Annotated in this window: 23 protein-coding genes and 1 pseudogene; 9 read left to right on the top strand and 15 right to left on the bottom strand. The window is 62.2% G+C overall.

Annotated elements, in window-relative coordinates; translation table 11 throughout:
- Positions 1-86 precede the first annotated feature (86 nt).
- Complete coding sequence (locus GFM02_RS10240; RefSeq protein ID WP_168270068.1) at positions 87-482, bottom strand: Ohr family peroxiredoxin; 396 nt, start codon at positions 480-482, stop codon at positions 87-89.
- A 216-nt stretch (positions 483-698) separates the two neighbouring features.
- Here GFM02_RS10240 and GFM02_RS10235 point away from each other — a divergent pair, with 216 nt between their 5' ends.
- Positions 699-2093 (top strand): M20 family metallopeptidase, encoded by a 1395-nt coding sequence (locus GFM02_RS10235; RefSeq protein ID WP_246728775.1) that lies wholly within the window; start codon positions 699-701, stop codon positions 2091-2093.
- 214 nt (positions 2094-2307) lie between these two features.
- Here GFM02_RS10235 and GFM02_RS10230 read toward each other — a convergent pair whose 3' ends face one another.
- The 3 genes from GFM02_RS10230 to GFM02_RS10220 all read right to left on the bottom strand — a co-directional run bounded on the left by GFM02_RS10230 (position 2308) and on the right by GFM02_RS10220 (position 6071).
- Positions 2308-2655 (bottom strand): hypothetical protein, encoded by a 348-nt coding sequence (locus GFM02_RS10230; RefSeq protein WP_012757920.1) that lies wholly within the window; start codon positions 2653-2655, stop codon positions 2308-2310.
- A 134-nt stretch (positions 2656-2789) separates the two neighbouring features.
- The gene (locus tag GFM02_RS10225; RefSeq protein ID WP_168321595.1) at positions 2790-4103 is read right to left on the bottom strand and encodes an extensin-like domain-containing protein; all 1314 of its coding nucleotides are present in this window, start codon (positions 4101-4103) and stop codon (positions 2790-2792) included.
- 150 nt (positions 4104-4253) lie between these two features.
- On the bottom strand, positions 4254-6071 hold the full coding sequence (locus GFM02_RS10220; RefSeq protein ID WP_168270074.1) for a methyl-accepting chemotaxis protein: 1818 nt from the start codon (positions 6069-6071) through the stop codon (positions 4254-4256).
- Between the two features lie 290 nt (positions 6072-6361).
- On the opposite strand from GFM02_RS10220, the gene GFM02_RS10215 reads away from it, so the two are divergent.
- Both GFM02_RS10215 and GFM02_RS10210 read left to right on the top strand, forming a co-directional pair.
- The gene (locus GFM02_RS10215) at positions 6362-6748 is read left to right on the top strand and encodes an acyl-CoA thioesterase (protein WP_003540707.1); all 387 of its coding nucleotides are present in this window, start codon (positions 6362-6364) and stop codon (positions 6746-6748) included.
- Between the two features lie 19 nt (positions 6749-6767).
- Complete coding sequence (locus tag GFM02_RS10210) at positions 6768-7355, top strand: hypothetical protein (protein WP_168321594.1); 588 nt, start codon at positions 6768-6770, stop codon at positions 7353-7355.
- 163 nt (positions 7356-7518) lie between these two features.
- Here GFM02_RS10210 and GFM02_RS10205 read toward each other — a convergent pair whose 3' ends face one another.
- The 6 genes from GFM02_RS10205 to GFM02_RS10180 all read right to left on the bottom strand — a co-directional run bounded on the left by GFM02_RS10205 (position 7519) and on the right by GFM02_RS10180 (position 14914).
- A complete protein-coding gene (locus GFM02_RS10205) occupies positions 7519-8703 on the bottom strand; it encodes a DUF1501 domain-containing protein (protein WP_168321593.1) in 1185 nt (394 codons plus the stop codon).
- Between the two features lie 111 nt (positions 8704-8814).
- Complete coding sequence (locus GFM02_RS10200; RefSeq protein WP_168321592.1) at positions 8815-10326, bottom strand: DUF1800 domain-containing protein; 1512 nt, start codon at positions 10324-10326, stop codon at positions 8815-8817.
- Positions 10327-10545: 219 nt separating this feature from the next.
- On the bottom strand, positions 10546-10893 hold the full coding sequence (locus GFM02_RS10195; RefSeq protein WP_017960930.1) for a DMT family protein: 348 nt from the start codon (positions 10891-10893) through the stop codon (positions 10546-10548).
- A gap of 119 nt (positions 10894-11012) precedes the next feature.
- On the bottom strand, positions 11013-12200 hold the full coding sequence (locus tag GFM02_RS10190; RefSeq protein WP_168321591.1) for a GGDEF domain-containing protein: 1188 nt from the start codon (positions 12198-12200) through the stop codon (positions 11013-11015).
- Between the two features lie 216 nt (positions 12201-12416).
- A complete protein-coding gene (locus GFM02_RS10185; protein ID WP_168321590.1) occupies positions 12417-13667 on the bottom strand; it encodes an MFS transporter in 1251 nt (416 codons plus the stop codon).
- A 437-nt stretch (positions 13668-14104) separates the two neighbouring features.
- Positions 14105-14914, bottom strand: a complete 810-nt coding sequence (locus GFM02_RS10180; RefSeq protein ID WP_168321589.1) for a class I SAM-dependent methyltransferase — start codon at positions 14912-14914, stop codon at positions 14105-14107.
- Positions 14915-15129: 215 nt separating this feature from the next.
- Between GFM02_RS10180 and GFM02_RS10175 the strand changes: the two are divergent.
- Positions 15130-15507, top strand: a pseudogene (locus GFM02_RS10175) (LysR substrate-binding domain-containing protein); the annotation flags it as partial.
- Positions 15508-15893: 386 nt separating this feature from the next.
- Entirely contained in the window at positions 15894-17096 is a 1203-nt protein-coding gene (locus GFM02_RS10170; protein WP_131619697.1) for an NAD-dependent formate dehydrogenase, read from the top strand.
- A gap of 97 nt (positions 17097-17193) precedes the next feature.
- On the opposite strand, the gene GFM02_RS10165 is transcribed toward GFM02_RS10170, so the two are convergent.
- The 4 genes from GFM02_RS10165 to GFM02_RS10150 all read right to left on the bottom strand — a co-directional run bounded on the left by GFM02_RS10165 (position 17194) and on the right by GFM02_RS10150 (position 20899).
- Positions 17194-17445, bottom strand: coding sequence for a hypothetical protein (locus GFM02_RS10165; RefSeq protein ID WP_072638083.1), 252 nt, complete (start codon positions 17443-17445; stop codon positions 17194-17196).
- An 81-nt stretch (positions 17446-17526) separates the two neighbouring features.
- Complete coding sequence (locus GFM02_RS10160; RefSeq protein ID WP_168321588.1) at positions 17527-17904, bottom strand: response regulator; 378 nt, start codon at positions 17902-17904, stop codon at positions 17527-17529.
- 205 nt (positions 17905-18109) lie between these two features.
- Positions 18110-19870, bottom strand: a complete 1761-nt coding sequence (locus tag GFM02_RS10155; RefSeq protein ID WP_168321587.1) for a phospholipase D-like domain-containing protein — start codon at positions 19868-19870, stop codon at positions 18110-18112.
- A gap of 240 nt (positions 19871-20110) precedes the next feature.
- Positions 20111-20899 carry a DUF899 domain-containing protein gene (locus tag GFM02_RS10150; protein ID WP_168321586.1) on the bottom strand — a complete coding sequence of 263 codons (789 nt, stop codon included), beginning with the start codon at positions 20897-20899 and terminating at the stop codon, positions 20111-20113.
- A gap of 210 nt (positions 20900-21109) precedes the next feature.
- On the opposite strand from GFM02_RS10150, the gene GFM02_RS10145 reads away from it, so the two are divergent.
- Together GFM02_RS10145 and GFM02_RS10140 are read left to right on the top strand one after the other, a co-directional pair.
- Positions 21110-21757 carry an ankyrin repeat domain-containing protein gene (locus tag GFM02_RS10145; RefSeq protein WP_348643958.1) on the top strand — a complete coding sequence of 216 codons (648 nt, stop codon included), beginning with the start codon at positions 21110-21112 and terminating at the stop codon, positions 21755-21757.
- A gap of 77 nt (positions 21758-21834) precedes the next feature.
- The gene (locus tag GFM02_RS10140) at positions 21835-22326 is read left to right on the top strand and encodes a YHS domain-containing (seleno)protein (RefSeq protein ID WP_168270097.1); all 492 of its coding nucleotides are present in this window, start codon (positions 21835-21837) and stop codon (positions 22324-22326) included.
- 19 nt (positions 22327-22345) lie between these two features.
- Here GFM02_RS10140 and GFM02_RS10135 read toward each other — a convergent pair whose 3' ends face one another.
- Positions 22346-24562, bottom strand: a complete 2217-nt coding sequence (locus tag GFM02_RS10135; RefSeq protein WP_168321585.1) for an adenylate/guanylate cyclase domain-containing protein — start codon at positions 24560-24562, stop codon at positions 22346-22348.
- A 231-nt stretch (positions 24563-24793) separates the two neighbouring features.
- Here GFM02_RS10135 and GFM02_RS10130 point away from each other — a divergent pair, with 231 nt between their 5' ends.
- Together GFM02_RS10130 and GFM02_RS10125 are read left to right on the top strand one after the other, a co-directional pair.
- A complete protein-coding gene (locus GFM02_RS10130; protein ID WP_168321584.1) occupies positions 24794-25561 on the top strand; it encodes an adenylate/guanylate cyclase domain-containing protein in 768 nt (255 codons plus the stop codon).
- A 166-nt stretch (positions 25562-25727) separates the two neighbouring features.
- Positions 25728-26177 (top strand): DUF805 domain-containing protein, encoded by a 450-nt coding sequence (locus GFM02_RS10125; RefSeq protein ID WP_168321680.1) that lies wholly within the window; start codon positions 25728-25730, stop codon positions 26175-26177.
- The last annotated feature ends 36 nt before the right edge of the window (positions 26178-26213 follow it).

Raw genomic sequence — 26213 nt, 5'->3', positions numbered from 1 at the left:
CCTGCTACCTCAGAAAGAGGTCTGCCGGCCCGACCGGCAGGCCCTCCGCATCAAACCCTCCGGCGATGAGGTCTGCCCTCGCCCGCTCAGACAAGCCTGGTCTCGAGGTCGATATTGCCGTGTGTCGCCTTGGAATAAGGGCAGATGCCATGGGCTGCCTCGATCAGTTCCTGCGCGATGTCGCGATCGATGCCGGACAGGCTGACATTGAGGCGCGCCCTCAGGAAGAAGGAGCCGTTGTCGGCGTTGAGAGTAATCTCCGCGTCGACCTCGGGACCATCAGGCAGCGTGATCTTTCTCTGGGCAGCGGCAAGTTCGATGGCGCCGATGTAGCAGGCCGACCAGGCGATGCCGAACAGGTTTTCGGCGGCCGGATGCGGCTGCGGCAGCTTGATGTCGATCGTGCCGTCGCTGCTGCGCGCAGAGCCGTCGCGGCCGCCGGAGATGTGGGTTTTGCCGGTAAAGAGAAGCTTCTCGGTCATGGTGATATCCTTTCGGTTTAAGTTTTATTCGCATCCGATTAAATCGGATGCGCTCTAATACGCCCAACCAAAAGCGATGTCAACACCACTCCGATTTAATCGGATGCGATTTGTTTCTATAGGCGGAAACACGCCATATCCGGGCACCCCTGAGCGGCAGCGGCGAAATTCGATTGGGCATTTCGATGCGCCTGTCCTGATGTTATGCTCCGGCTCATGACACGTGACGCGGCCATAGCAAGAGCAGAGGCCTATTTCGATTCAGGATCGTTCCGAACCGATCTTACGCGCCGTGTCGGCATGCCGACGGAGAGCCAGAACCCCGATCGCAGGCAGGTGTTGCTCGACTATATCGAAACCGAAATCAGGCCGACCTTCGAGGCTCTCGGTTTCACCTGCCGCACATTGACGGAGACCGGCTGGCCCTTTCTCTTTGCCGAGCGCATCGAGGATCGCGAACGGCCGACTGTCCTTGGTTATGGCCATGGCGACGTGATCCGCGGACTTGACGATGCCTGGGACGACGGCCTGTCGCCCTGGCGGATGACCGAACGTGACGGCAGATGGTACGGGCGCGGAGTCGCCGACAACAAGGGGCAGCATACCGTCAACATCGGCGCCATCCAGGCCGTGCTGGAAACGCGCGGCAAGCTCGGGTTCAACGCCAAATATCTGATCGAGATGGGTGAGGAGCGGATATCGCCCGGCCTGCGTGAACTCGCCGTCACGCACAGGGAATTGTTCCGCGCCGACGTGCTGATCGCCTCAGACGGCCCGCGGCTCACTGCCGAACGGCCGACTATCTTCTTGGGTTCCCGCGGCGCCGTCAGCTTCGATATATTGATCGACGCGCGCAAGGGCGGGCACCACTCCGGGAACTGGGGCGGCCTACTCTCCGATCCCGCAATCCAACTCGCCCATGCGCTTGCCAGCATCACCGGCCCGTCGGGCGAAATTCGCATCCCGGAATGGTGTCCGAAAGAGATCCCCGACAATGTCCGGCATGTGCTTGCCGACTGCGTCCCAGAGGATGGCGACGGCGATGCGAAAATCGATCCGAACTGGGGCGAACCCGGGCTGACGCCAGCCGAAAAACTGTTTGCCTGGAGCTCCTTCGCGATCCTGGCTTTCGAAGCCGGCAACCCCAAGACACCCGTAGGCGCGATCCCGCCGCGCGCCTGGGCGCGTTGCCAGCTACGCTTCGTCGTCGGAGTCGATGTGAAGGATATACTGCCGGCGCTGCGACGGCACTTCGACAGTCATGGTTTTCCGCAGGTGCAGATTGCCCAGGCAGGCGACGAGATTTTCTACGCGACGCGTCTCGATCCCAAGCATCCCTGGGTCGGTTGGGCGGTCGACTCGATCAGCCGCACCACCGGCAAGACGCCGGCCATCCTGCCGAACCTCGGCGCATCGCTGCCGAACGACACCTTCTCCGAGACCCTGGACCTGCCGACGATCTGGGTCCCGCATTCTTATCCGGGATGCTCCCAGCATGCGCCGAACGAGCATCTTCCCCTCTCCATCGCCCGCGAGGGCCTGGCATTGATGGCAGGCCTCTATTGGGATCTCGGCGAGCCCGGCGTGCCAGTCGGCCGGCAGACAATCTAGACGCCACCATCCATTCATGCCTAAAGCGGCCTTGCGATCAACGGCGCCTGCTTCTGGAGATGAGGTCCACGAGCGAGGGATGCCAATCGCTGAAACGCTCCAGCACGTCCTCGCGCAGGCCAAGATGGGTTGTGCCGAAGCCGCCGTGCAGCCGCTGCTACGGATGTATTGGTCAGCAATGGCGGATCACCTGGAGATCCCGGCGCGCCAGCGCTCAGACCTTTTCTTTCTTCCTGATTTTTTCCTTCGGTTCGACCGGTGCATCGGGCGTCGGCGCCAACAGCTTGCGCAGTGACGAGATCTTGTCTTTCACCAGCGGCCGGAACCGCGTGGCGCGATAGGGCATGTCGGCCGCTCCGTAACCTTCCGGCCCGTCATCATTGCCGCGGTTGATCTCCGCGAGCTTCACCCCGATGAAGGTGCCGTCGATATAATGGGTATATTCACCCACCCAGCGGATCGTATAGATCTCGCCCTTGCGGATGAGCTGGTCGATGCTGACATGCTTGAAGGTGTCGTTGATGCAGACGACCTTCTGGCCGACATGGAAATCATAGCTCATGGATCAAACTCTCGAAACGCAATCGGCTCGCCGATCTATAGCGTGCCCTGCGGCAGGGATGAACCTTTTTTGGCAGCCGAGTCCGATGCTGCGACATCAGCCGCACCCGCGCCGCATGGCTTAGGCGATATGCATCAGTCGCAATAGGCCTTGCCGCTCTTGCGAGAGCGAAGATCGAAGTGGAAGTGGTTCCAGTGCTCCGGGTTGCTGCCGGGGCCGAGCACGGTATTGAAATAGCGGCAGCTGTCGCTGCGCACCGCCTTCAAAAGCCGCCCCTCACGCAGCGAGAACAGGCCCTTCTTACGCACGTCGATCTCATGGCCGTTCTTCAGCACGAACTTGCCGACGTCGATGGCGTTGCCGCGGGCGTGTTCCGACATCGGATTGTATTTCTGCCGGCTGTTGTTCATGCGCCGGCAGGAATAGCCGCCGAGCGGCTGGATCGTCTTGATGCCGGACCAGTAACGGTAGCGAGCGGACGGTGCCAGCTCGTTCTTCACCCATTTAGCGAAAGCGAGCGTCACCTGGCAGTTCAGCGTCACGGCCGGGCGCACGCCGATATTGCCGGAAAGCCCTTTCAGCGACACCGGATAAGGCACCTGGCAGGCCGGCCCATTAGAGATCGGCGGCTTGTTGTCGAAGAGGACGCCCATGCGCTTCAGCTCACGCCGGCAGGCAAGCTCGGAGGACGGCATGACGCTGGGATCGACGGGTGCCGCCGGCTCGCTCATCATCGGATTGTTCGGCCGCAGCATCGCGACCTCTTCGCTCTCGTCCTCTTCGGGAACACGGCTCGGCGCCACCACAGGGGTGCCGTCGTTCCAGGCGGGCGCCCGGCTCATCTGTGCCTCGGCCGCCGGCTGCGGCATTGGCTGCTGCGCGGGCTGGCGCATGGGCTGGTTGAGCTGCGTTGGATTATCGGTACCGATGCCGTCGACAACCGGCTCGGTGGCGTTGCCCTCGGCGATCTGCTGCTGTTGTTCCTGCGCCAGCCCGACGACCGGCTCCGCCCCGAGATCGTCATCCATGTTGACGCCGCCGGACGGGATCGCAAGCGCCTGCGTGCCGCCCCAGCTGCCACTCGGTTGGCCTGCCGCCAGTGCCTCGTCGCTGTCGATCATCGGCAGCTTGCCCCGCCGCGCCTGTGGCGCGGCTTGGGAGGCATGGCCGGTGCCGGCAAGGTTTGGCGTATCGAGATAATCGACGGAGCCCTGGCCATTGCCGACGGGCGCGCTGGAAACCGGATAGGAGGCCTGGCTCTCCACCGGCGCCATGCGCACGGCAGGCGCCATGCGCGCTGCCCCCCGCGACGGCGAGATCGAACTGACCCTGGTGCCGTTGTCGACATTGGCCGGCGGCACCAGCCCGTCACTGATCGAACAGGTCGTCAGCGCCACTGAGAGCAGCATGGGCAAAAGGGATCGCCGAGGAAAGGAAACAAACGCCATACTCTTATCGCTTCCGCAGGCTGGCTGGGCAGTGACCGAAAAAACTCACTCCAATTTTAATTAAAAACGGTGAATGAAAACTTACCGGCACAATCTGAACGCGACGGAAAGGAAAAGGCCGGTTTCCCGGCCTTTCATTTCTACGTTTCTTCACGCTGCCCGTGTGTATCGGGTCACCGGCGGCGGCTCCCCGCGCAGGCGGAAATTCGAAAGCAGCGTCTTCAGCTGAGTGCTCTCGTCGGCGAGCGTGCGGCTTGCCGCCGTCGTCTCCTCGACCATCGCGGCATTCTGCTGGGTCATCTGGTCCATGTGATTGACGGAACCGTTGATCTCGTTCAACCCCGTCGACTGCTCGCGCGCCGCCGTCGCGATCGAGGCGACGTGATCGTTGACCTGGTTGACCAGTGCCTCGATTTCCAGCAGCGCCTCGCCCGTCGAGCGCACCAGCGCCACCCCGCCCTGGACCTCCGTTGCGGACCGGCTGATCAGTTCCTTGATCTCCTTGGCCGCATTGGCGGAACGCTGGGCAAGTTCGCGCACTTCCTGGGCGACGACCGCAAAGCCGCGGCCCGCCTCGCCCGCCCGCGCAGCCTCGACGCCGGCATTCAGCGCCAGAAGGTTCGTCTGGAAGGCGATTTCGTCGATGACCGAGATGATCTGGCCGATGCGGTTGGACGAATCCTCAATCCGGCCCATCGCTGTCACCGCGTTGCGGACGATCTCGCCGGATTTTCCGGCACTCGCCTTGGTCTCGGCCACCATCTCGCGTGCCTCGTTCGCCCGTTCGGATGCCGTCTTGACCGTCGCGGTGATCTCGTCGAGCGCTGCCGCCGTTTCTTCGAGTGCGGCTGCCTGCTGCTCCGTCCGCTTCGACAGATTGCCGGTCGCCTCGCTGATGTCGGAAGCGCTGTCGTTGACGACGCGGCTCGATTCGGCGATCGCATGGATGACGCCGTTCAGCGCGTCGACGGCGGCGTTGAAATCGCCCCTCAGCTTGGCGTAATCCTCTCCGATATCGCCGATCGCAACCGTCAAGTCACCGCCCGCAAGCTTCTCCAGGCCGACGCCAAGCGCCTGCATCGCGCGGTTCTGCCGTTCGGAGGCGGAACGCAGGCTTGCCTCGTTGCCGCGGCGCTCTTCCTCGATCTGCTGCTGTCTTTCGTCTTCCCGCCCGCGCAGCGCGCTGCGCTCGTCGACGGAATCGCGCAGCACTAGCAGCGCCTTGGCCATCTGGCCGATCTCGTCGCGACGGTCGCTGCCTGATATCTCCACCGATGCTTCTTCGGCCGCAATCGCGTTCATCGCCGCCTTCAGCCGGACGATCGGCACTGTCACGCTGCGCACGATGGCATAGGCAATGGCAATCGTGGCGGCGGCGCCAAGCAGGCAGAGCAGTGCGGCCCACATCGCGTTCTGGCGATAGAGCGCGGCAAGGTCATCCGCATAGACACCGGTGCCGACGATCCAGCCCCAGGGCTCGAAGCCGGCGACATAGGAATATTTCAGCACCGGCTCATCGGCACCCGGCTTCGGCCAGTAATAATCGACGAAACCCTTGCCGTCCTTCTTCACCTTGTTGACGAACTCGATGAACAGGAACTTGCCGTTCGGATCCTTCATCTGCGAGATATCGGTGCCATCAAGCGCCGGCTTGATCGGGTGCATCACCATTTTGGGATGCATGTCGTTGATCCAGAAGTAACCGTCGGCGCCGTAGCGCATAGCGCCGATCACATCCTTGGCCGCCGCCTGCGCCTGCTCGCGGGTCATCGTGCCCGCCTGCTCCATCTTGTAATATTTGTCGAAGATGCCGAGCGCCGTCGCATCCAACTGCGCCAGCCCCGCCTTCCGCTCCGCTTCCAGCTCGGAATAGGAATAGTTCAGAAAGAAGACCATCGTCGCCGTGAGCACGGCAAGCGTGAATGCGACGAGGCAGTAAAGTCGGGTGGAAATCTTGACGTTGCGCATGAGGTTCCCGGCGATTCTTATGTTTGAGATCGATCGCATTCTGAATTGCCGGAATTACTGGAGCGTAAAGCTTAATTAGGAGACAATTAAATAACGTAAGGTCAGATGAAAGCTGTAAAATTCAACCATTTGAAATCAAATGAGATTTCAACCGGCAACGGCAGCAACATTTTTCTCATCGGCCGTCTCTAGCGCTTGGTCTTGCCGTCTTTTACAGCCCTCGGCCTTTGCACTAGGGTGCTCTCCAGTGAATCGCCGGCCCATGGCCCGCACCAGATGGAGAAGACTTGATGACCGATGCCGCCAAGCCGAGAGGCGAATTGACGCTGAGGACGCTTGCCATGCCCGGTGACGCCAATCCGGCCGGCGATATCTTCGGCGGCTGGGTCATGGCGCAGATGGACCTTGCCTCCGGCATCCGCGCTGCAGAGCGCGCCAAGGGCCGCGTCGTCACCGCCGCCGTCAAGGAGATGGCCTTCGAGCTGCCGGTAAAGATCGGCGACACATTATCCGTCTATACCGATATCGACCGTGTCGGCCGTACCTCGATCACGCTCTGCGTCGAAGCCTGGGCGCACCGCGCACGTTACGCCAAGATGGAAAAGGTCACGGCTGGCACCTTCATCATGGTGGCGCTCGACGAAGAGGGCAAACCGAAGCAAGTCCCCGAGGAGTGACAGGCCAGGGATCGACAGCATGGAAACGGTCAGCTCGCCGGAGGTCTTCCTTCACATCAAGGTGGTCATGGGCATGGTCATCAGCCTTTCACTCGCCAGAGTGCTCACCGGCCTTGCCGGCATCGTCCAGCATCCCGCCAAGGCCAAGGTCTATCCCATCCATCTCGGCTGGGCATTGTCGATGTTCCTGTTCATCATCCATATCTGGTGGTGGGAATATCGCCTGCAGGCGGTGCCGGCGATCGGCTTCGGCATCTATCTCTTCCTCATCTGCTTCTGCAGTCTGTTCTTCCTGCTCTGCGCCCTGCTCTTTCCGGCCTCGCTCGACGAATATGGCGGCTACGAGGAATATTTCATTTCCCGGCGCAAATGGTTCTTCGGCATCCTCGGCCTCACCTACGCCGTCGATATTCTCGACACGACAATCAAGGGCCATGAGCGCATCCTCTCGCTCGGCTGGGAATACCCAGCTCGCAACATCGTCTACATCCTCCTATGCGCCATCGCCGCCTGGACCCCCAACCGCCGCTTCCACACCGCCTTCATCATCGCCAACCTGATCTATCAGGTAAGTTTCATCTTCCGGCTTTATGATGTCTTGGGGTGAGACGTGGTCCCGCGAGCGGGAGCAATCGATCCAGTGAATCGATTGCAACGTCGAACGCCCTGAGCCAGGCGAAGGGCCGGGTAGCGGCAAGCTCCCTGGCTAGCCAAGAGACGACCTTATTCTTGCCCTTCGCTTACGCTCCATGCATTCGCGGCTCCGCCGCTCACTCCCTCAAAAACTGCGACCCTTTATCAAACCCCAGTCCCGGAAAGATCTTCCCCGTCAAATCATCCGCAGACACATCGAACTGCCGGTAGAGCATCGCCGCGGCGAGCTCGCGCACGTCGCCGGTCGGCATCAGGTCGCGGTCGTCGAGCAGCTGGCCGTCGCCGATGCCCGGCCAACGGCCGAGGATGCGGCCGCCGTTGATGGCGCCGCCTGATAGCAGCGCGCAGCCGCCGGTGCCGTGGTCGGTGCCGGCTGAGCCGTTCTGACGCACGGTGCGGCCGAACTCGGTCATGGCAAGCACCACCGTCTTTGCCCAGATCTCGGGCCCGAGCGTGGTCTTCAACATATTGATCGCCTGCGAAAGGTCCTGCACCGGTCGTTTGAACTGGCCGGCCTGGCCGATATGCGTGTCCCAGCCTGAAATCGAGAAGCTGGCGATGCGGTAATCGCCCTTCAGCATGTTGCCGGCAAGCGCTGCCACATCGGCGATCTTCGCGCCGCGCTGGCCCTCCGGCTCGACCATCATCGAGGCGCTGTTGGCCCGTGTCGCCTCGGCCATCGCCTCTGCGAACGGCGGATCGCCGGCATAGAGCCGCGCCAGGAACTGCATCTCGTCGCGCGCCGGCGCCAGATTGGAATCCGACGCCCAGACGTCGACATTGTTGGGTCCGGAGAGGATCAGCTCCGTCGAGGTGTTGATGTCGATTGCCTTGCGCGCATCCGAGCGCGGAATGACGGCGAGCGCCCGGTTCAGCCAGCCGGTCTTCTCCTCGGCAACATGTTCGCCGCCGGATTCCAGCATGTCCTGCCCGTCGAAATGGCTGCGCTGGTCGCGATAGGGCGTCGATACGGCATGCACGAAGGCGAGCTCGCGGCTCTTCCAGAGCGGCAGCAGCTCGGCGGCCGCCGGATTGAGGCCGAAATGCCCGTCGAGATCGAGAAGCCCGGTCTCGGGCGTCAGCGCCAGTGTCGGCCTGAGCGCCGCAAAGCCGGCATCGCCATAGGGCTGCACCAGATCCAGCCCGTCCATCGCGCCACGCAGCACGATGGTGACGAAACGGTTGTCCCCCGGCATCGCCGCGAAGGTGACAGGCGTAAAGATGGGGGCGGCGGCGAGACAGCAGGCCGACGTCAGGAAGCCGCGGCGCGACAGCGAAATCCGGTTCATGGGCAACGTCATGGGCGGGGCCTCCTAAGCAGGTTCCGGAAAAGTGTCCAACGGTTTTCCGGAACCTGCGACAAAACAAAGGAGCTAAGCAGACGAAGCGTTGGCTTGCCAACGAAAGTCTGCTTAGCGGCGATTGAATTCGGGCGATGCCAGCACCAGCGTCAGCCCGCTGATCTTGTTCGGCGCCTGCGATACCACGCGGATCGTCTCGTCGCGCGCCGCATCGGCAAGCGTCGACTTCAGGAATTCGCGCGGATCCTCGTCCCGGCCGAACTGGGCCGCGGCCCGCCTTGCCCAGGCCAGCCGCTCGGCGAGCTGGCTGCCGGTGATCCAGGCGGAGAAGCCTTCCTCGAAACCGGCCGGGCTCGGCGGCAGCCAGGTCGGTTGCCCCATGCGCCTGAGTGCGCCCTGCCCCAGCGCCCGCGCCGTCCGGAACGCCTTGAGGCGCTTGTCCCTCGCCTCGCCGGCGGGATCCGTCGGCACTGGCGATCCTGCCATGCCAGGCGTGTTCGCCGCCATGTCGCCCTCGTCCGTACCCTGCTGGTTGGCCGCCAGGAAACTGCCGACAACGCCGTTGACCGGCCCCGCATTCAGCGCCCTCAGGCCGGCGACGACATAGTCGAAAGGCTGGCGCGCCTTGGCGCCCTCGTCGCGCCAGGCGGCGGGATGATCAAGCATGGCGGTGTAGACGGCAGTCAGATCGCCATCCGTCTTCTTCCAGGCCTCCGCCATATCGGACACCATGCCCTCGTCAGGCTGGTCGGCGATGAAATGCACCGCGAGCTTGCGGCTGATATGCGCCGCTGTCTTTGGGTGGACGGCGAGATCGTCGAGCATGTCGAGATAATCGTCGCGCGAACGCCGGCGCCCGCCATAGCTGACGCCGAGCACCTCATGTGCGCCGGGCTCCGAAATATTCGGCCGGAAGGCGATGTCCATCTCCTTGCGGTCGATGGTGAGCCCCGTCAGCACCATGGCCGCCGCCGTGACATCCGCCTGGCTATAGCCGCTGCCGGCGCCGAGCGTGTGCAGCTCCAGCAGTTCGCGGCCGAGATTTTCGTTCAGCCCTTTGTTGCGCTTCATGCCGCCGGCCGAATCCGGCCCAAGCGAATCCGCCTGGTCGAGATAGATCAGCATCGCCGGATGGGCGGTGGCATTGCACAAGAGATCGCCGAACCTGCCTGATATGAAGGGCCGGATCGCCTCCGCCTCGTAGAGCGGCACGATGAGGCGCATCGGCAGGCTCTTATTGGCGCTGGTGGAGAAGTGATCGGTCCAGAAGGTCGAAAGCCGCTCGTAGAAGCCGTACGGCGACAGCACCGCCTGCATCAGCCGCAGGTTCACATCATGTTGAAACTGCTGCTGCACTTGCTGTTGCACGCCCTTGCGCATCTCGCGCTGCGTCGTATCGTCGGTCACCGTCTTGGCGTCCTGCCGGATCTGCTTCAACTGCGCCTGCAGGCTGAGAATTGCCTGGTGGCGCATGTCGGGCCCGCCGAGGGGAAAATCCGGCGTTGCAGCCACGCCCTCGGCGATTTGGCCGATCAGCTCATCCTTGCTCTGCGGCGGCGCCTCGCCCGGCCGCAAGCCATAACCGAAGCGGATCGCCGCCATCGTCGGGAAAGAGAGGCTCATGGCCGGTCACCTCCTGATCACTGCTAAGCAATCCCAGCAAAAGTGCGTTGCGGTTTTGCGTCCGGAATTGCGCAAACAAAAAGTCAGAGCATTTCAGTGACTCGAAAAAAACGGAAATGCTTGAGGTGACAGGCTGCCAGCCGATTGCGACGCCAATCTGTAGGAAATGTGACGATATCTAGACATGGACGATTTGTAATCTATTGAAAAGGCTAAAGTTTATGCACGGAAGATGAAAGATGCACCAATTGCAATCAGGGCGAAACCGATCGCATGGTTCCAGGTCAGGTTCTCGCCGAGCCAGAAGATCGAAAAGCCGGCAAAGACGATCAGCGTGATCACCTCCTGCATCGTCTTCAGCTGCGCCGTCGTATAGACCGCCGACCCGATGCGGTTCGCCGGCACCGCCAAGCAATATTCGAAGAAGGCGATGCCCCAGCTGACGATGATGGCGAGGAAAATCGCGCTGCTCTTGTGCTTGAGATGCCCATACCAGGCAAAGGTCATGAAGATGTTGGAGGCAAACAGCATGACGACAGGCCAGACGGCCGCAGGGGAAAAGGACATGGGGTAACTCGGGCTGTGAAGGGAGGAACCGATCCGGCAGGGAGATACCGGCAGCCCTTACCTAGCACGCCGCCATTCGGCGGCAAGCCCTGCGACGCCCGAGATCGGTCGCGATAGCCTCACACCGCCGAGGCGATGCGGATACCAGGCAGGTCGCGCGGCGGTTCGCCTTCCAGCATCACCCTGTTGCGGCCGGCCTCCTTTGCCGCATAGAGCGCGATATCGGCGCGGCCGATCTGTTCGTGCAAGGACCGGTCGCCCTGGCGGTGCTCCGCAACGCCGAAGCTTGCCGTGATCGCCTGGTCGGCGCCGAGCGCGCTGCGGTCGGTGGCTGCAAAGTCCAGCCGGATGGCGTTGGCGATGGCCGCCGCCTGCGCGATCCCCACGTCAGGCAGGAAGGCGACGAACTCCTCGCCGCCGAAGCGCGCCGCAAAAGCACCCTTGGGCAGCCGCGCCGAAAGCTGCTCGGCAAGGCCGCGGATGACCAGGTCGCCGCAAGCATGGCCGAACCTGTCGTTCACCCGCTTGAAATCGTCGATGTCGCAGATGATGACGGCGCCGGTCGCAGCCTTCGCTCCGGTCGCCCGATCGGCAACCACCCGGTCGAAGCCGCGCCTGTTGAGAAGGCCCGTCAGCGGATCGTGATCGGCGGCGTCGCGATAACGCGCGATGAGGTCGAGCGCGACCGCGCCGAGCGCCGAAAGCCCGAAGAGCAGCGACAGGATCGACGCGGTCGCCTGCATCATGAAATCATAATTCGACGAGAGGAACCCTTCGGCCGTGCCGCCATAGGAGGGCATCACGAAGACCAGCAAGATATTGCGACCGACCGTATCGAGCACGATCAGCACGGCGATGACAAGCAGTAGCCTGTCGGCAAGATGACGGGCGTGCCTGATGCTCAGTGCAACGGCGAAGGCGAGCAGCACGGAACAGGAGAGATCGTTGATGACGAGCTCGGCCGGCAGGTTCCCCGCGACAAGGGCCGCATAGCTGGTCGCCGCGACGGAGAGACCGCAGAAGACCAGCCGTCCCCGCACGAAACCCGGCCGCCCGAAGCGGAAGAGCAGCGCGCCGCTATAGAAGTAGAAGGCTGAAACGAACAGCGCGTCGGCGATCGGCGACAGGATGGAATCCGAAACGAGGTCTGAAAGCAGCGGCATCGAGAAGGCCGCCACGCCGAGGAAATAGGCCGCCGCCCAATAACCGGCTTCGCGCAAACCCTGCCGCCTGACCACCAAAAAGGTGCAGCCGAAAATCAGCATGATTGCTGGCAACAGGAAGGCGAAATTATCCGTCGAACCCATACGCTCCTCGCTGCGAGACGCAAGACATGACCCACGCGAGGAATAGGCCAAGTGTTTAGTCCCGGGACTAAACACTTAAGACAACGACCTTAAAAAAAAGAAACCGGCGGGGTACAGAAATTGCACCGGAATTTAGCATTCAAGGGCAGATGGCGCGGCAGGCACAAGGAAAGGCCGGCGACGTCAGCCGCCGGCCTTCATAGCCGCAAGGCAGCGCTAGATTCGCATCGCGCCATGCGGTTCCTCGGCCTCCTCCGTACCGAAGCGGACATCCTTCTTCTCGAAGCCGAAGCCGGCAAGGGCCGCGACGACGAGCGCCACGACTGCCGCAACGATCAGGAGCGCATAGGCATAGTCGCCGTCCCAGCGGGCGGCGAGCCCTGCCTGCAGCGTCGCATTGCCCGACGCCAACAGGTTGCCGAGCTGGTAGGCAAAGCCGGGGAATGTGCCGCGCACCTCGTCCGGCGACAGCTCGTTCAGATGCACCGGCACGATGCCCCAGGCACCCTGGACGAAGAACTGCATCAGGAAGGCGCCGATGGCGAGCAGCACCGGCCCCGGCGCATAGGCCCAGAGCGGCGCGACGGGCACGGCGATCAACGCGGCGATGACGATCGCCTTTTTGCGCCCGATCCGCTGCGACAGTGCGCCGAAGAACAGCCCGCCGCAGATCGCCCCAATATTGTAGACGACGGCGATCGCGCCGACCGTATAGCTCGAATAGTTGCGCTGGGTCTCGAGGAAAGTCGGGTAGATATCCTGTGTGCCGTGGCTGAAGAAGTTGAACGCGGTCATCAACAGCACCGCCCAGATGAAAAGCGGAACGTTTTCGCGCAGCACCGTCAGGAACGGCCGGCGCCCCTCCGCCTGCCGCTTCAAGAAGGCCGGGCTCTCCTCGACATTGCTGCGGATATAGAGCACCAGCAGTGCCGGCAGCGCGCCGACGAAGAACATGCCGCGCCAGCCGATGACGGGGAAAAGCAGGAAGAACACGACCGAGGCGATCAGATAGCCGGAGGGATAACCCGCCTGCAGAATGCCCGAGACGATGCCGCGAGAATCCTCCGGTACCGTCTCCATGACGAGTGAGGCGCCGACGCCCCACTCGCCGCCCATGGCGATGCCGTAGAGTGCGCGGAAGACGAGGAACATGGTGAGCCCGGTGGAAAAACCGGTCAGCAGTTCGAACAGCGAATAGAGCAGCACGTCGGCCATCAGCGTGATGCGCCGCCCGTAACGGTCGGCCGCCAGCCCGAAGACCAGCGCGCCGAGCGCCCGCATGGCAAGCGTCAGGAAGATCGCCACCGAGACGGCGGGAACGTCGGTATGGAATTCCTCGGCGATATATTTGAGAACGAAAACAAGAATGAAGAAATCGAAAGCGTCGAGCGTCCAGCCGAGATAGCTGGCGATGACGGTGTTGCGCTGCTGCGGCGTCAGCCGGCGCAGGCTTTCCAAAGCAGACATCTGATATTCCTCCGTCCGAAAGCGGCGGCGAGGCGGGCAATTCCGGATGCCGTCGGAAGGGGTGCCCGAAACGGGCGGGTGATGCTGTTGCGGCTGCGTTTGCAGTCGCAGACAGCGGGCAATAACGTCAGCAATACTGCCCGAGTTCCATCACGATTGCCGTGATCGGGTGGCACTTCCAGCGCCACCATTGAAGGCATGGCACTCTCCCCGGCGCCGTATCTTGGGCGCGGCATCCTCCAACATCCCTCATCCTGAGGCGCGTAGCCCGCAGGGCAAAGCCTCGAAGGACACGCCGCAACGCCGCTCCTTGCGTCCATTTGACGCCCGCGCGCCCGCCCCGTCCTTCGAGGCCCCTTCGGGGCACCTCAGGATGAGGCTCTCTTGGGCGTGGCGCAGACTCGCTGTCTATCAACCGCAACCGGCATCACACACCGCTATCCACCGCCCGGAACCCTGCCCCGGCACGCCCAAGCAACCGCCGCAAACGACCGCGGCCCATCCGGCTCGCCGGCCTCGTATGCCGCCCTCACCGCCGCATCAACCGCTTTTCGCTTCGCCGGGTCCAGCCCCGCGACATATTTGCCGAGCGGTCCCTCTCCGGCGGCGATCGGGCCCCAGTAGTCCGCGAAGGAGAGGTATTCCATCCGGATCAGCAGCGAGGTTTCCTCGACATCGGCAAGGCCCTGCGCGATGAAGCTCTCCTTCATTTCCCCCGGCCGCATCATCGGCTGGAAACAATATTTGCGGCGCAGGGGCAGCGCGCCCTCATCAAGCATCACCACCGTATCCCACATCATCCGCATGCCGGACATGCCGCCATAATGGTCCCAGACGGCGGCCGCGACCACGCCGCCCGGGCGCACCACGCGGCGCATCTCGGATACCGCCTTTCCCGCCTCCGGCACGAAATGCAGCACGAGCAGCGACATCGCCCTGTCGAAGCGGTTATCTTCGAAGGGAAGCGCGCAGGCATCGGCCTGCCGGATCGATACGCGCGGATCGGCGTTGCGCCGCGTTGCCGCCTCGACGAAGACCGGCGAATAGTCGACGGCTGCGATCTCCTGCAGGCCCGGCGTTTCCGCCAGCGTGAACGCCAGACTACCGGTGCCGCAGCCGACATCGAGCACGCGATCGCCATCTGCAAGACCGACGAAATCGATCAGCATCGGCGCGAGCTTCCTGCTCCACCGCCCCATCAGCCGTTCGTAACCATCCGCACTTTCGACATTGAAACTCGACGGCATCGAAGCCTCCCCTCAAGGACACAGGTCTTCGATTGAATACTAACGTTCGCCGGCGACTGTGCAAGCCGTGAGGCAAACGCCAGCCGATCCACCTCCATCAGATGTCACCAATTGGCGACATCCATCACATAGCCGACGCCACGTCAGCTATGCCGACTGGGAGTGCAGCTCGACTGGAGCGACGTTGGCAAGGCGACTGGGTGAGTTCGCCGGCGCCTGAAGATCTCGCCCGCCATGACTGCGTCATCGCCGGCCAATCCGCCCATGCGCAATGGCTGCTCCAAGGCCCGCACGGCCAGGAAACGGTCACGGTATCAGGTCGCTTCGCCGCCAATGAAATGCAGGCGGTCATGGCCGCCGCGATTGCCGGCTACGGCATTGCCCAGCTGCCCTATGGGGTCGGCGAAGCCTGCATTAAGGACGGGCGGCTATGCCGCGTGCTCGACGGTTACACCACCCCGGCCGGCGGTCTGCATGTCGTCTATCTCAGCAGCCGGCACCTGCCGCCTTTGGTCAAGGCATTCATCGAACTGGCCGCGAGACGGCTGAGCGCCTTGGGGATCGGCGGGAGCGACGACTTCGTGATCGTATAAAGGTAGCCGCCGGCATTGCGGCAGCACACAGGCGATAGGCCTCGTCATGTCGGATCGGTCACCGCAATCGCCGATGACGAAGGCGTTGGTCAGCGCTCTGCGTGATTCCGATTTCGACGCCGATTTTCGCTCTCGCCTGAAAGCGGCTTGATAGATGACGCCTACCAATCGTTCCAAAGCTTTCATTTGCGCCCTGCCCCCTGGCATGAAATCATCCGGTCGTTGAACGATATCCCGGCAAAACGGGATGCAGCCTCGAGGAAACACCAGCGGCGCGCTCGCGAGCCCATTCGACGAGACCCGCTGCCAGAACGCAACAATGGAATGGCGATGCGAGAAGAGCGCATTCCGGCGTGTTTCCGGCTGCTCGAACAGAGGAACCGACCATGGCCAAAGTATTGTGCGTACTCTACGACGACCCGATCGACGGCTATCCCAAATCCTACGCCCGTGACAACCTGCCGAGGATTGATCAATATCCTGGTGGTCAGACCTTGCCGACGCCGAAGGCCGTCGATTTCCAGCCCGGCACTCTGCTCGGAAGCGTGTCGGGCGAACTCGGCCTTCGCAAATATCTCGAGGCGAACGGCCACACTCTGGTGGTCACCTCGGACAAGGACGGCCCGAATTCGGCCTTCGAGCGCGAACTCGTCGACGCCGACGTGGTGATCTCGCAGCCTTTCTGGCCGGCCTATCTCACCGCCGAACGCATCGCCAAGGCGCCGAAGCTCAAGCTGGCGCTGACCGCCGGCATCGGCTCTGACCACGTCGACTTGCAGGCGGCGATCGACCGCGGCATCACTGTCGCCGAAGTTACCTATTGCAATTCGATCAGCGTGTCCGAGCACGTCGTCATGATGATCCTCGGCCTCGTCCGCAACTACATCCCCTCCTACCAGTGGGTGGTGAAAGGCGGCTGGAACATCGCCGATTGCGTCACGCGATCCTATGACGTCGAAGGCATGCATGTCGGCACGGTCGCCGCCGGCCGCATCGGTCTTGCCGTCCTGAAGCGCCTGAAGCCTTTCGACGTGCACCTTCACTACACCGACCGCCATCGCCTGCCTGATACGGTGGAAAAGGAACTGGGCCTCACCTGGCATGCGACGCCTGAGGAAATCTACGAGGTCTGCGATGTCGTGACGTTGAATTGCCCGCTCCACCCCGAAACGGAGCATATGATCAACGACGAGACCCTGAAGCACTTCAAGCGCGGCGCCTATCTCGTCAACACCGCCCGCGGCAAGCTCTGCGACCGCGACTCGATTGCGCGTGCGCTCGAAAGCGGCCAGCTTGCCGGTTATGCCGGCGACGTCTGGTTCCCGCAGCCGGCCCCTGCCGACCACCCGTGGCGCACCATGCCACATCACGGGATGACGCCGCATATCTCGGGCACATCGCTCTCGGCCCAGACCCGCTATGCCGCCGGCACGCGCGAGATCCTCGAATGCTTCTTCGAGCAGCGGCCGATCCGCGACGAATACCTGATCGTCGACGGCGGCAAACTCGCCGGCACCGGCGCGCATTCCTACAGCGCCGGCAATGCGACGGGCGGTTCCGAAGAGGCCGCAAAGTTCAAGCGCACGTGATCTGAACAGGCAAGGCGCATGCGGCCCCGCATGCGCCTGACCACGTCCCGCCGCAGAGATGATCGTGGCGCCGGCGCGACAGGAGGCGGTGCCTCTTTCACTGCCAGAGGAAGTCCGGTCCCGTGCTCTGGGACGTGAGCTTGAGCGTCCCATCCGGCTGCACGACATAGGTCTCGAACACACGGTAACCGAAATCACCGAGAAAGGTATTCTTGACTACCGTTCCCGGACGGTAGGGCGAATGAAGGACCTTGCCGCCATAGGTGAGGCTGCCGGGAAGAGGCTGCGGATCCCCTGCGCTGGCGCAGGCCGAGAGAGCGAAGAGAACGGCAAGGAGCGCGTATTTCATCCGGACTATCTCCTCAGGCAGGCAGTAGCGGCCTGAATGACGTCGATCTCCTTCTTTATCACAAAGCAGCCTTGCTGCTGTTCACAACGCAGCCTTGCTGCTGTCGAAGTTTTTACGTCGCTCCTCCGCCCGCGAGAGCGCGCTGGCGATCCTCTCATCGATGAAAGGCTTGGAGATCACATCGAGCGCGCCTTCGATACCGTGGCCGACATTTTCGGGACTGCCGGTCACGAAGATGACGTCAACGCCATGGCGGTCGATCGGCCGGCGCGCCAGCTGGGCGCCGCTCAGCCCATCGGAGAGACTGAGATCGACGAGCGCAACATCGCTTCTTTGAGCTTGGGCGAGTGCCTGCTCCACCGTCGAAACCGGCCCGATGGTCTGGTGTCCAGCCTCTTGCGCAATGCGTTCAAGTTCCAGAGCGATAAAATTCTCATCTTCAACGATCATCACCTTCATGGATAAGCCTCCTCATAGACGGCCTGTCAGGCGCACTGCCGGTAGCGGCTACAACGCCAACCGTCCCCGGAATGTTTCCACTTTGAGAAGAATATGTTGGCGATCGACGGGCAGCGCCGCGTTTTCCCGCTACCGGTCCTTGTGGAGGAACCAGCCAATAGCGAGGTCGCTCCGGCCTGTGCCGCAGCGGTCGTGACCAGCGACATTACTCCGCCCGGGCAAACAACTCCCGGTCCCGGGCGCGGATGGGGTCGGTCCAGTCGCGTTCGAACCAGGGCGTGCCGCCGGGCTGAGGCGGGCGTTTGAGCTCCAGCGGACGGGCCGGGCCGTCGCTCGCTTCGGAGGCGACGCGGAAGATGTAGTGGTCGTACATCCGGAGCGCCTCGATCATGTAGCTGGTCGCAACCGTCCGGTCGCGCACGACGACGAGGTTTTCGCCGTTCTCGTCATCGGCGGGGTTCGAGAAATTGTAGGAGCCGAGATAGACGCGCGCCGTCGGTTTGTCGAAGTCGAGCACGACGAATTTATGGTGCATGCGCGTGCCGCGCTGGTTGCCGTCGACACCGGCAAGACCCGAGGGTTCCGTCAGGAAGGGCGGCGGCACGTTGCCCGTCAAGGCGGCCGCCCGCACCACCCTGCGGCGATTGTCCGGCGTCAGCACATTGAGGCCGAGATTGCCGGCGCGGACCTCGGCATCGGCGATGCCCATGACATGCACCTCGGGGCGTTCGAGCGCGCGGCCGAGCGCCGGACCGATCGCTCCCCTGGTCATCTGGCCGAGGAAAGCGAGCGAGAACAGCACGCTGGAATGGGCGGTATCGATATCGGCGCCGATCTCGTCGAGCCGGCCATTGGCATCGCTGTGTGGGGAGAAAGCGACCTTGGCGTCGACGCCGTCAAGGCCGAGATCGATCCAGCCGGCGGAACTTGGCGAGTCGCGGAAGTCTTCGGCGCGCTTGGCGGTGAAATAGCTCTCGAAGGCGGTGAAATAATCCTCGATCGCCTTGTCGCTGTGGACGGCGAGGCTGTTGTTCGACTGCACATAAAGCCCGCGCCAGCTGAGATTGGTCGAGCCGTAAAGCACGGTCGAGATACCGCCGCCGCGGACTGCGATCGATTTCTGATGCTGCAGATTGGCCATGTGCTGGCGCTTGACATTGGCAACACCCGCCGAGGCGATCAGCCGCTCCGCCGCCCTGGTCTCCGGCGAATTCGGGCGGCCATGGCCCTTGGTGCGGTCGCTGTCGTCGATGATGATCTTGAGCTTCGGCCCCAGCGCCTCCAGCCGGGTGACCACCTCGGGCAGGTTGAGATCATAGGCGATGACGCGCACCTCGGCGCCGGCCTCGCGCGCTTTGTCGAGCAGCGCGAGCGTTTCGGCCCGCGCCTCGAAGCCCATCCAGGCGAGCGCCCGCTCGGCATCGGCGTGGGTCGGCACGAAGTCCAGCCCCTCATCGCCGACAGGCGGCACCAGCGTGATGATCGTCGGCGCGTCGGGGGCAAAATTGCGCACGAAGGCCTGCGACGAGACGAAGCCGCGGGTGAAGGCGACGTTGAGCTTGCCGGGAATGGTCTCGCGCATCAGCGCCAGCTCCGCCTCCTGCGCCTCACCCGCAGTCAGCGCGCCCGACGCATCCATGAACTTCGGCGTGACTCGATAGAGAAACTTGCCGGGCAGATCGGCATTGAAGGGAAAATGCACCCAGCGGAATTTCTGGATCGGCGCCTCTGTCGTGCGGATGCCGTCGACTGGAACCGGCTGGCCGGGAAAGCCGATACGGTTGCGCACGTTCTTGAAGAAGTCAGTACCCGGCTCGCGATACTGGATGGCGAAACCGACGAAATCGATCGGCGGCCGGCCATTCTTCCAATCCATGCCGAGCAGCACCATGCCGTCACCGCGATGGATGGTCAGTGCAAAAAGCGCAGCCGCATTCCTACCGGTCACACGAAAATCCGTATCCATGCCCGCCTCCCCTGGAAATCGGGCGAAATCTAGCATGGTTCCGTGACAGTAAGGAGATATGTCGGTGAAATTTTGCGCGCAGAAGGTGCAGGAGGCGACGGCACGGAGCAAGCGCCAGCGGCGCCACGACCTGCCCAGCTGATGCGTCGTCATGAAAGGAGATTTGCGGTTGAGCAGACTTTCAGACGGACCGCCGTACCCTCCTGCCGGGACGGGACGGAGGATACGGCCGGACCGACCCTACGGTTTCTCGTTTGCACTCTCGGCCCGAAACGCCGCCTCCCCTGCATCTGACACCTCGACCCATTTCTTGTCGGGCTCGGCGTCCGGCACATAGCTGTCGTGCCAGTTCCACCACTTGTAGGTCGGGGTCTGCGGATAGCCCTCGGGCGAATCCTCCCAGACCTCCTGGCGGCCGAGCGGCGTGATGTCGAGGTAGTTCCAGGTGCCGCCCATCTGCTCATCGCCGCGGTTGTTGATGAAATAGGTGCGGAAGATGCGATCGCCGTCGCGGTAGAACACGTTGGTGCCGTGCCACTCGTCGACACCGAAGTCCTTGTCGAAGCTGTCGGTGATCGTGACCCACGGCATCGTCCAGCCCATCCGCGCCTTCAGCCGCGCAATGTCGGCCTGCGGCGCGCGGGAGGCGAAGACCAGCGTCGTGTCGCGGGCGTTGAGATGGGCGACATGGGCAACCTGATCGGCCACCATCGAGCAGCCGCGGCAGGCATGCTCGGGCCAGCCGAACACGCCGGGCTCATAGAAGGCGCGGTAGAGGATGAGCTGGTGTCTGCCCTCGAACAGGTCGAGCAGGCTGACCTTGCCCTGAGGGCTCTCAAACGCATAGGCCTTCTCCACCGCCATCCACGGCATGCGCCGGCGCTCGGCGGCCAGCGCGTCGCGGGCGCGCGTCTCAGCCTTTTCCTTCACGAGCAGTTGCGCGCGGGCCGCTTCCCAGGCTTGCGGCGATACGACCGGCGGCTTGTGCATGGCTTGTCCGCTTTTTCCATTCTCGGCTGAAGCAGTCATGGCTTTCAATCTCCTCATTGGGGCGATTTCGCGGGGCTTGGACGCCCGGTTCATCGCGCATTGGTCTGAGATAGTTTCGCATCGGAAATCGAACAGGGGGAGTAACAAGTGTGACCGTATTCTTTGGAACCGTCGGTCGCAGCCTTGGCGCGCGAGTGGTGTTGGCCGGGAGCGCGTCCATTAGCGCAATCTTGTTTACGAATTGCACACGTGCTAAAACGCGACAAAACGGCGCATACGAACCCTGATCAAACCGAGATCGTGCCCGTGAATATTTTTATCGCGACTGTTGCTACGCTTGTCATTGGCGTCCTCCCGGCATGGGCAGGTCCTTTGCATCAGGCGGCAAAGGACGGCGATATCGCCCGCGTCACACAGTTGCTGGACCAGGGCTCCGATCTGTCGGAGCTCGATGAGACGGGCGAACCGGCGCTGATTATCGCGTCATTGGCGGGCCATACAGATGTCGTCGTTCTTTTGCTGGATCGCGGCGGCGACATCGAAATTCGCAACAAGGGCGGGCTGACGGCACTGCATGCAGCAGCCTATGCAGGAAATCTGGAGGTGGTGAAACGGCTTGTCACCGAGGGAGCTGACGTCAACGACAGGAAGAATTTCTATCAGATGTCGCCGCTGCACGCCGCCGCCGAAGAGGGCCGCACCGACGTGGTCGCTTTTCTGCTGACGAAGAGCGCGGATGTCGAAGCGACGGAAAGAAACGGGTACACGCCTCTCACTCAAGCCGGGTGGCGGGCGCATTGGGATACGGCCAAATTACTCATGGAAGCCGGTGCTGTTTGCCAGAAAGCCGAGCTTGTGGGCGAACCGCTCTACAAGGAATGCACCAAACGGCAATAGCATTTCGCTGGAGTAACGGACCGCGTCCGGGAACGGAGCTTGTTATGTCTTATCATGTGCAAAAATGCGGAACGCGGATGGGCGTGGCTGTTGGCGCTGCGGTGATGCTGTTTTCCTTCCTTCAGCCTGCGGGGGCCGAGGAACTCGTCAATACCGGCTATTTCGGCGATGTCGCGATCAAGGGCTACGACCCAGTCGCCTATTTCACCGAAAACCAGGCCGTCGAAGGATCCGAGACATATTCCCACCACTGGCTTGGCGCGACCTGGTATTTCGCCAGCGCTAGAAATCGCGATCTCTTCAAGGGCGATCCGTCCAGATATGCGCCGCAATATGGCGGCTATTGCGCCGACGGCGTATCTTTCGGGACAGTGACCACCAATATCGATCCGAAAGCCTGGCGGATCATCGATGGCAAACTGTACCTGAGCTATGATCCCGGGGCAGCCGAAGGCATGGAGAAAAATCCGACCAAGGTGACCGACTCGAAGAAGCATTGGTCCGAAGTTCAGCAGACGCTGATTTCGGAGAAGATGCACACCGTCTGGCAGCAACCGGATACGAAATGAAGCCGCAACGCCCGACCCGTCAGGGTGTGAGTGAAAAAAACGTCAAGGCGCGTGGCGTGACATGGACGTATGGCCTGTCGCGCTGCTCACCTGACGTGTTGCGGTAAACATATCCGCACACCATCCGGTCCAGGAAATAGCCGTCGAATTTTTCGCAGAGACTGTCGCCTCGCACCTCGACGACACCGGTGATGCTGGTATTCGCGCTGCGATAGGCAGTGTTTCCAGCCTTGTCGAAATACTGGGTGAAATCCGTGCCGTTCTTGTGTTTGCCGGTCCAGCTCTTGCCGTCAACAAGATTGCGCAGGTCTGCCTCGCCCAGCCTGTCGGCTTGACTGCCTGTAAAACCGAACGGCCATTCGGGAATGCCGGCCTTTCGCAATGCGGCCAGATGGCGCTGCAGATCGCCGTCCCGCCAGTAATCATAGAGATAGCCGTAATAGGTGAGATTGCTTTCGGGGAAGAGCTCCAGCAGCTTTGCCGTCTCCGCTGCAGCCTTGGTTTCATTGCCCTGGTCGGCATAGGCCGCCGCCAGGTATTCGCGTGCCGGCTCGACCTTCGGCAGGCTGTCGAGCGTCGGCTCTATCAGCGAGATCGCGCGCTGATCGTCACCCGCGGTATAAAAGACGATCCCCGCCAGCAGTTGAAAACTCGACGCCGGCGAAGGGTCGAGCCGCAAAGCCTTTTCCATCTCCGTGATCGCCTGCCCGCTGCTTCCGGTGTGGACCAGGATGAGAGCGAGGTTGGCGGCGGCCTCCGCATCGTTCGGCTCCATGGCAACCGCCATGTTGGCGGAATTTTTGGCCTCCGTCTCGCGTCCATCCACCCATTGCAGCAGGGCAAGCACCGTGTGCGCCCTGGCATTGTTGGGATCCAGTTTGAGGGCCTGCCCGGCGGCGTCATAGGCGATCTTGCGGGCGACGGCAGCCGACCAGAGGTAATTATAGTCGTTGCGCCAGACATCGACGGCGACGCGGGCGATTCCCGCGTGGGCATTGGCAAAGCCCGGATCAAGATCGATCGCTTTCTGGTAGAAAGACAGGGTCCGGCGATAGGTATCGACATCCCTCAAGATGAAACCCTCCTGCTCGGCCCGCATGTAAAAATCGTAGGCTTCGAGATTTTCGGTCGGGATCCGGGCCAGTTGGTCGCGCTCGCGGGCGCTGAGCTTGACCGACAGGGCCGAGATGATCTTGCCGATCACATCGTCCTGAACGGCGAAGAGGTCGGCATATTGGCGATCGTAGCGCTCGGCCCAAAGCGACAGGCCGGTGACCGCGTCGATCAGCTTGACATTGATCCGCAGCCGCGGTCCGGCGCGCTGCAAGGTTCCTTCGAGCACATATTTCACGCCGAGTTCGGCGGCCACGTCCTGGATCTTGCCGACGGAGCCCTGGATGGCGAAGACCGAGTGGCGGGCGATGACGAAAAGACCCGATACTTTGGACAATTCGGTGATCAGATCGTCCGTCAACCCCTCTGCGAGATGGTCGTGCTCGCTGTCGCCGCTGACATTGATGAAGGGCAGAACCGCGACAGAGGGCCTGTCCGGCAACGGATAGGCGAAACGTTCACCGAGCGCCGGCGGTTTTGCCGGCATCCACGGCTGCCACCAGAGCGCTGCGCCCGCAAGCGCGAGGACGACGGCCGCTACGATGCCGGCAAAGAGGCGGCGTCTTGGCAGGCGCCTGCGGGTTTTGACGGTTTTGCCGGCGGCAGTGGGGTCAAGCAGGATGCGATAGACGCGGATCGGTTCGGTGATGCTCTTCAACCGCTGTTCGCCAAGTGAAGCGAAACCGACCGGGACTTTCGATTTCACCTGGTCGTATGTCGTGCCTGATATGGCGATGCCGCCTGGCTCGGCCAACGCCTGTATTCGATCGGCGATATTGACGCCGTCGCCCTGGATGTCTTCACCCTCGACGATGATATCGCCGAGATTGATGCCGATCCGGAACTCGAGCCTGTGCTCCGGCAGCGCCGCAGCACTCTGCGTGGCCTTCAGTTGTTGAACCTCAACCGCGCAGCGCAAGGCATCGACGACACTCTGAAATTCGACCAGCAGACCATCGCCCATGGTTTTGACCAGCCGGCCATGGTGACGCTCGATCGCCGGCTCGAAGACATCGTTCTGGTCCGCCTGAAAACGCGCACGGGTGCCCTCTTCGTCGATCTGGCTCAATCGACTGTAACCGACGACATCAGCGATCAGGATTGCTGCAAGACGGCGCTCCATCCCCGGTCTTTCCTGGAGAGCGAATGTATTACTAACAATATCCTACAGTATGTCCCAGAGCGATGCTATCGTCGGGTCGGGCGATATTCAACTTAGTGGCGACGTGTCCGATAAGGATGGAGCCGGACGAAATATTTCGAGTTATCATCGCCCTCGACGGTCGGGAGAGTTGCCAAAAGCAGGCGAGTGTCGGAAGCTTATTTTCAGCTATCAGGCGATGGATTGCGAGATATGACGACAGCCTCTTCCACGGAGCCAACCAGGCACGGCAGCGCCAGGATCTGTCGTGGCTGCTGGGACCAGATGCATGTGCCGATCCCGATCGGCGGCCCCCTCGCCCTGCCCTTCCGTGCCTTCGGCATCACCCGCAGCAAGATGAACCCCGATATCTGCACGATCTGCGAACGCTCCTTCCAATATGTCAAGAAGCAGCGCCAGATCACCGTCGACGCCACCATCCTGTTTGCCGATATCAGGGGCTTCACGGATCTGTCGGAGCGCATCGAAGCGGTGCAACTGAGCGAGATCGTCAGCCTGTTCCAGGATCGCTGCGCGCAGGCGATCTGGGCGCATGACGGCATCGTCAACAAGCAGATGGGCGACGGCCTGATGGCGATCTTCAATTTCCCGATCGTCCGAAAGGATCACGCCGACGCCGCGATCCTGGCCGCGCAGGAGATCCAGCAAAATTGCGCCGCCGCGTTGAACGGTCTGGCGCTCGAGGCATTGCCCGGCCGCACCCTCGGCGTCGGCGTCGGCATCCATTCCGGCAAGGTCCAGATCGGCGAATTCTCAAGCTTTCGCAGCGATTTCACCGCCATCGGCGGCGTCGTCAATCAGGCCGCAAGGCTGGAATCCCAAGCCGCCGCCGGCGAGATCATCGTCTCGGCCGAGACGGCAGCCCAGGCCGCAGATCTGGCGGCAGGCGCCGAAACCCGTTCGCTCGTGCTCAAGGGCATCGAGCAGCCGGTGCAGGCACGGGTGCTGGCCAAGCGCTAAGCTGCCAACTGCGCTGCCAACCTCTTCCAAGCGTCTATACTGCCCTCAACGTGGCAGCCGCTGTTTCTCACGCTTTGATTGCCGAACGCGTCAAATTGCAAGCCAGTTAATCTTCCGGCAACGACCATTGCTTATCTCTATACCATTCAAATCGTTGGGGTATCTCATGGGTAGTTTTTCTCTCTTTCACTGGCTGGTCGTCTTGATCCCGCTAACCTTGCCGTTGTTCTTCATTTTCAGAAACCCACCCGCCGGGCCGAACCGCTTCGGCGGCCCGCCGCAGCCAATGGGTTTCGGCCAAGCGATCAGCAGCTACTTCAAGAAATATGTGGATTTCACCGGCAGAGCCAGCCGATCGGAATTCTGGTTTTCGGCGCTCTTTGTCGCTCTCGTCAGCATCGCTTTGTACCTTGTTGATCGAACAGCAACATTGAACGGGATCTGGTCGCTGGTGACGTTTCTTCCCTCAATCGCCATGACCGCTCGGCGTTTTCACGACGTCAACCGAAGCGGATGGCACCAGCTTCTTGGGATTCTGTTTCCCATTGGAACGATTGCCGTCATCGTCTGGTATTGCAGAGCGCCGGCTGCGGATCACTCCAGGGCGTCCGTCTGACGCCGCGGATGCCGCCGCGTGACGCGTGGATATAGC

Source organism: Rhizobium leguminosarum bv. viciae (assembly GCF_012276115.1).
GTDB lineage: Bacteria > Pseudomonadota > Alphaproteobacteria > Rhizobiales > Rhizobiaceae > Rhizobium > Rhizobium leguminosarum_T.
The sequence above is the reverse complement of the archived record's forward strand: the minus strand, read 5'-3'. Positions and strand labels throughout refer to the sequence as shown.

Bases quoted from the DNA above. Each gene is read 5' to 3' on its own strand.
- GFM02_RS10170 (WP_131619697.1), top strand. From the start codon at position 15,894: ATGGCCAAAGTATTGTGCGTACTCTACGACGACCCGATCGACGGCTAT.
- GFM02_RS10210 (WP_168321594.1), top strand. From the start codon at position 6,768: ATGGAAACGGTCAGCTCGCCGGAGGTCTTCCTTCACATCAAGGTGGTC.
- GFM02_RS10205 (WP_168321593.1), bottom strand. From the start codon at position 8,703: ATGACGTTGCCCATGAACCGGATTTCGCTGTCGCGCCGCGGCTTCCTG.
- GFM02_RS10235 (WP_246728775.1), top strand. From the start codon at position 699: ATGACACGTGACGCGGCCATAGCAAGAGCAGAGGCCTATTTCGATTCA.
- GFM02_RS10225 (WP_168321595.1), bottom strand. From the start codon at position 4,103: ATGGCGTTTGTTTCCTTTCCTCGGCGATCCCTTTTGCCCATGCTGCTC.
- GFM02_RS10160 (WP_168321588.1), bottom strand. From the start codon at position 17,904: ATGAAGGTGATGATCGTTGAAGATGAGAATTTTATCGCTCTGGAACTT.
- GFM02_RS10135 (WP_168321585.1), bottom strand. From the start codon at position 24,562: ATGGAGCGCCGTCTTGCAGCAATCCTGATCGCTGATGTCGTCGGTTAC.
- GFM02_RS10220 (WP_168270074.1), bottom strand. From the start codon at position 6,071: ATGCGCAACGTCAAGATTTCCACCCGACTTTACTGCCTCGTCGCATTC.
- GFM02_RS10185 (WP_168321590.1), bottom strand. From the start codon at position 13,667: ATGTCTGCTTTGGAAAGCCTGCGCCGGCTGACGCCGCAGCAGCGCAAC.
- GFM02_RS10165 (WP_072638083.1), bottom strand. From the start codon at position 17,445: ATGAAATACGCGCTCCTTGCCGTTCTCTTCGCTCTCTCGGCCTGCGCC.
- GFM02_RS10155 (WP_168321587.1), bottom strand. From the start codon at position 19,870: ATGGATACGGATTTTCGTGTGACCGGTAGGAATGCGGCTGCGCTTTTT.
- GFM02_RS10140 (WP_168270097.1), top strand. From the start codon at position 21,835: ATGGGCGTGGCTGTTGGCGCTGCGGTGATGCTGTTTTCCTTCCTTCAG.
- GFM02_RS10150 (WP_168321586.1), bottom strand. From the start codon at position 20,899: ATGACTGCTTCAGCCGAGAATGGAAAAAGCGGACAAGCCATGCACAAG.
- GFM02_RS10240 (WP_168270068.1), bottom strand. From the start codon at position 482: ATGACCGAGAAGCTTCTCTTTACCGGCAAAACCCACATCTCCGGCGGC.
- GFM02_RS10215 (WP_003540707.1), top strand. From the start codon at position 6,362: ATGACCGATGCCGCCAAGCCGAGAGGCGAATTGACGCTGAGGACGCTT.
- GFM02_RS10125 (WP_168321680.1), top strand. From the start codon at position 25,728: ATGGGTAGTTTTTCTCTCTTTCACTGGCTGGTCGTCTTGATCCCGCTA.
- GFM02_RS10200 (WP_168321592.1), bottom strand. From the start codon at position 10,326: ATGAGCCTCTCTTTCCCGACGATGGCGGCGATCCGCTTCGGTTATGGC.
- GFM02_RS10195 (WP_017960930.1), bottom strand. From the start codon at position 10,893: ATGTCCTTTTCCCCTGCGGCCGTCTGGCCTGTCGTCATGCTGTTTGCC.
- GFM02_RS10230 (WP_012757920.1), bottom strand. From the start codon at position 2,655: ATGAGCTATGATTTCCATGTCGGCCAGAAGGTCGTCTGCATCAACGAC.
- GFM02_RS10130 (WP_168321584.1), top strand. From the start codon at position 24,794: ATGACGACAGCCTCTTCCACGGAGCCAACCAGGCACGGCAGCGCCAGG.
- GFM02_RS10190 (WP_168321591.1), bottom strand. From the start codon at position 12,200: ATGGGTTCGACGGATAATTTCGCCTTCCTGTTGCCAGCAATCATGCTG.
- GFM02_RS10180 (WP_168321589.1), bottom strand. From the start codon at position 14,914: ATGCCGTCGAGTTTCAATGTCGAAAGTGCGGATGGTTACGAACGGCTG.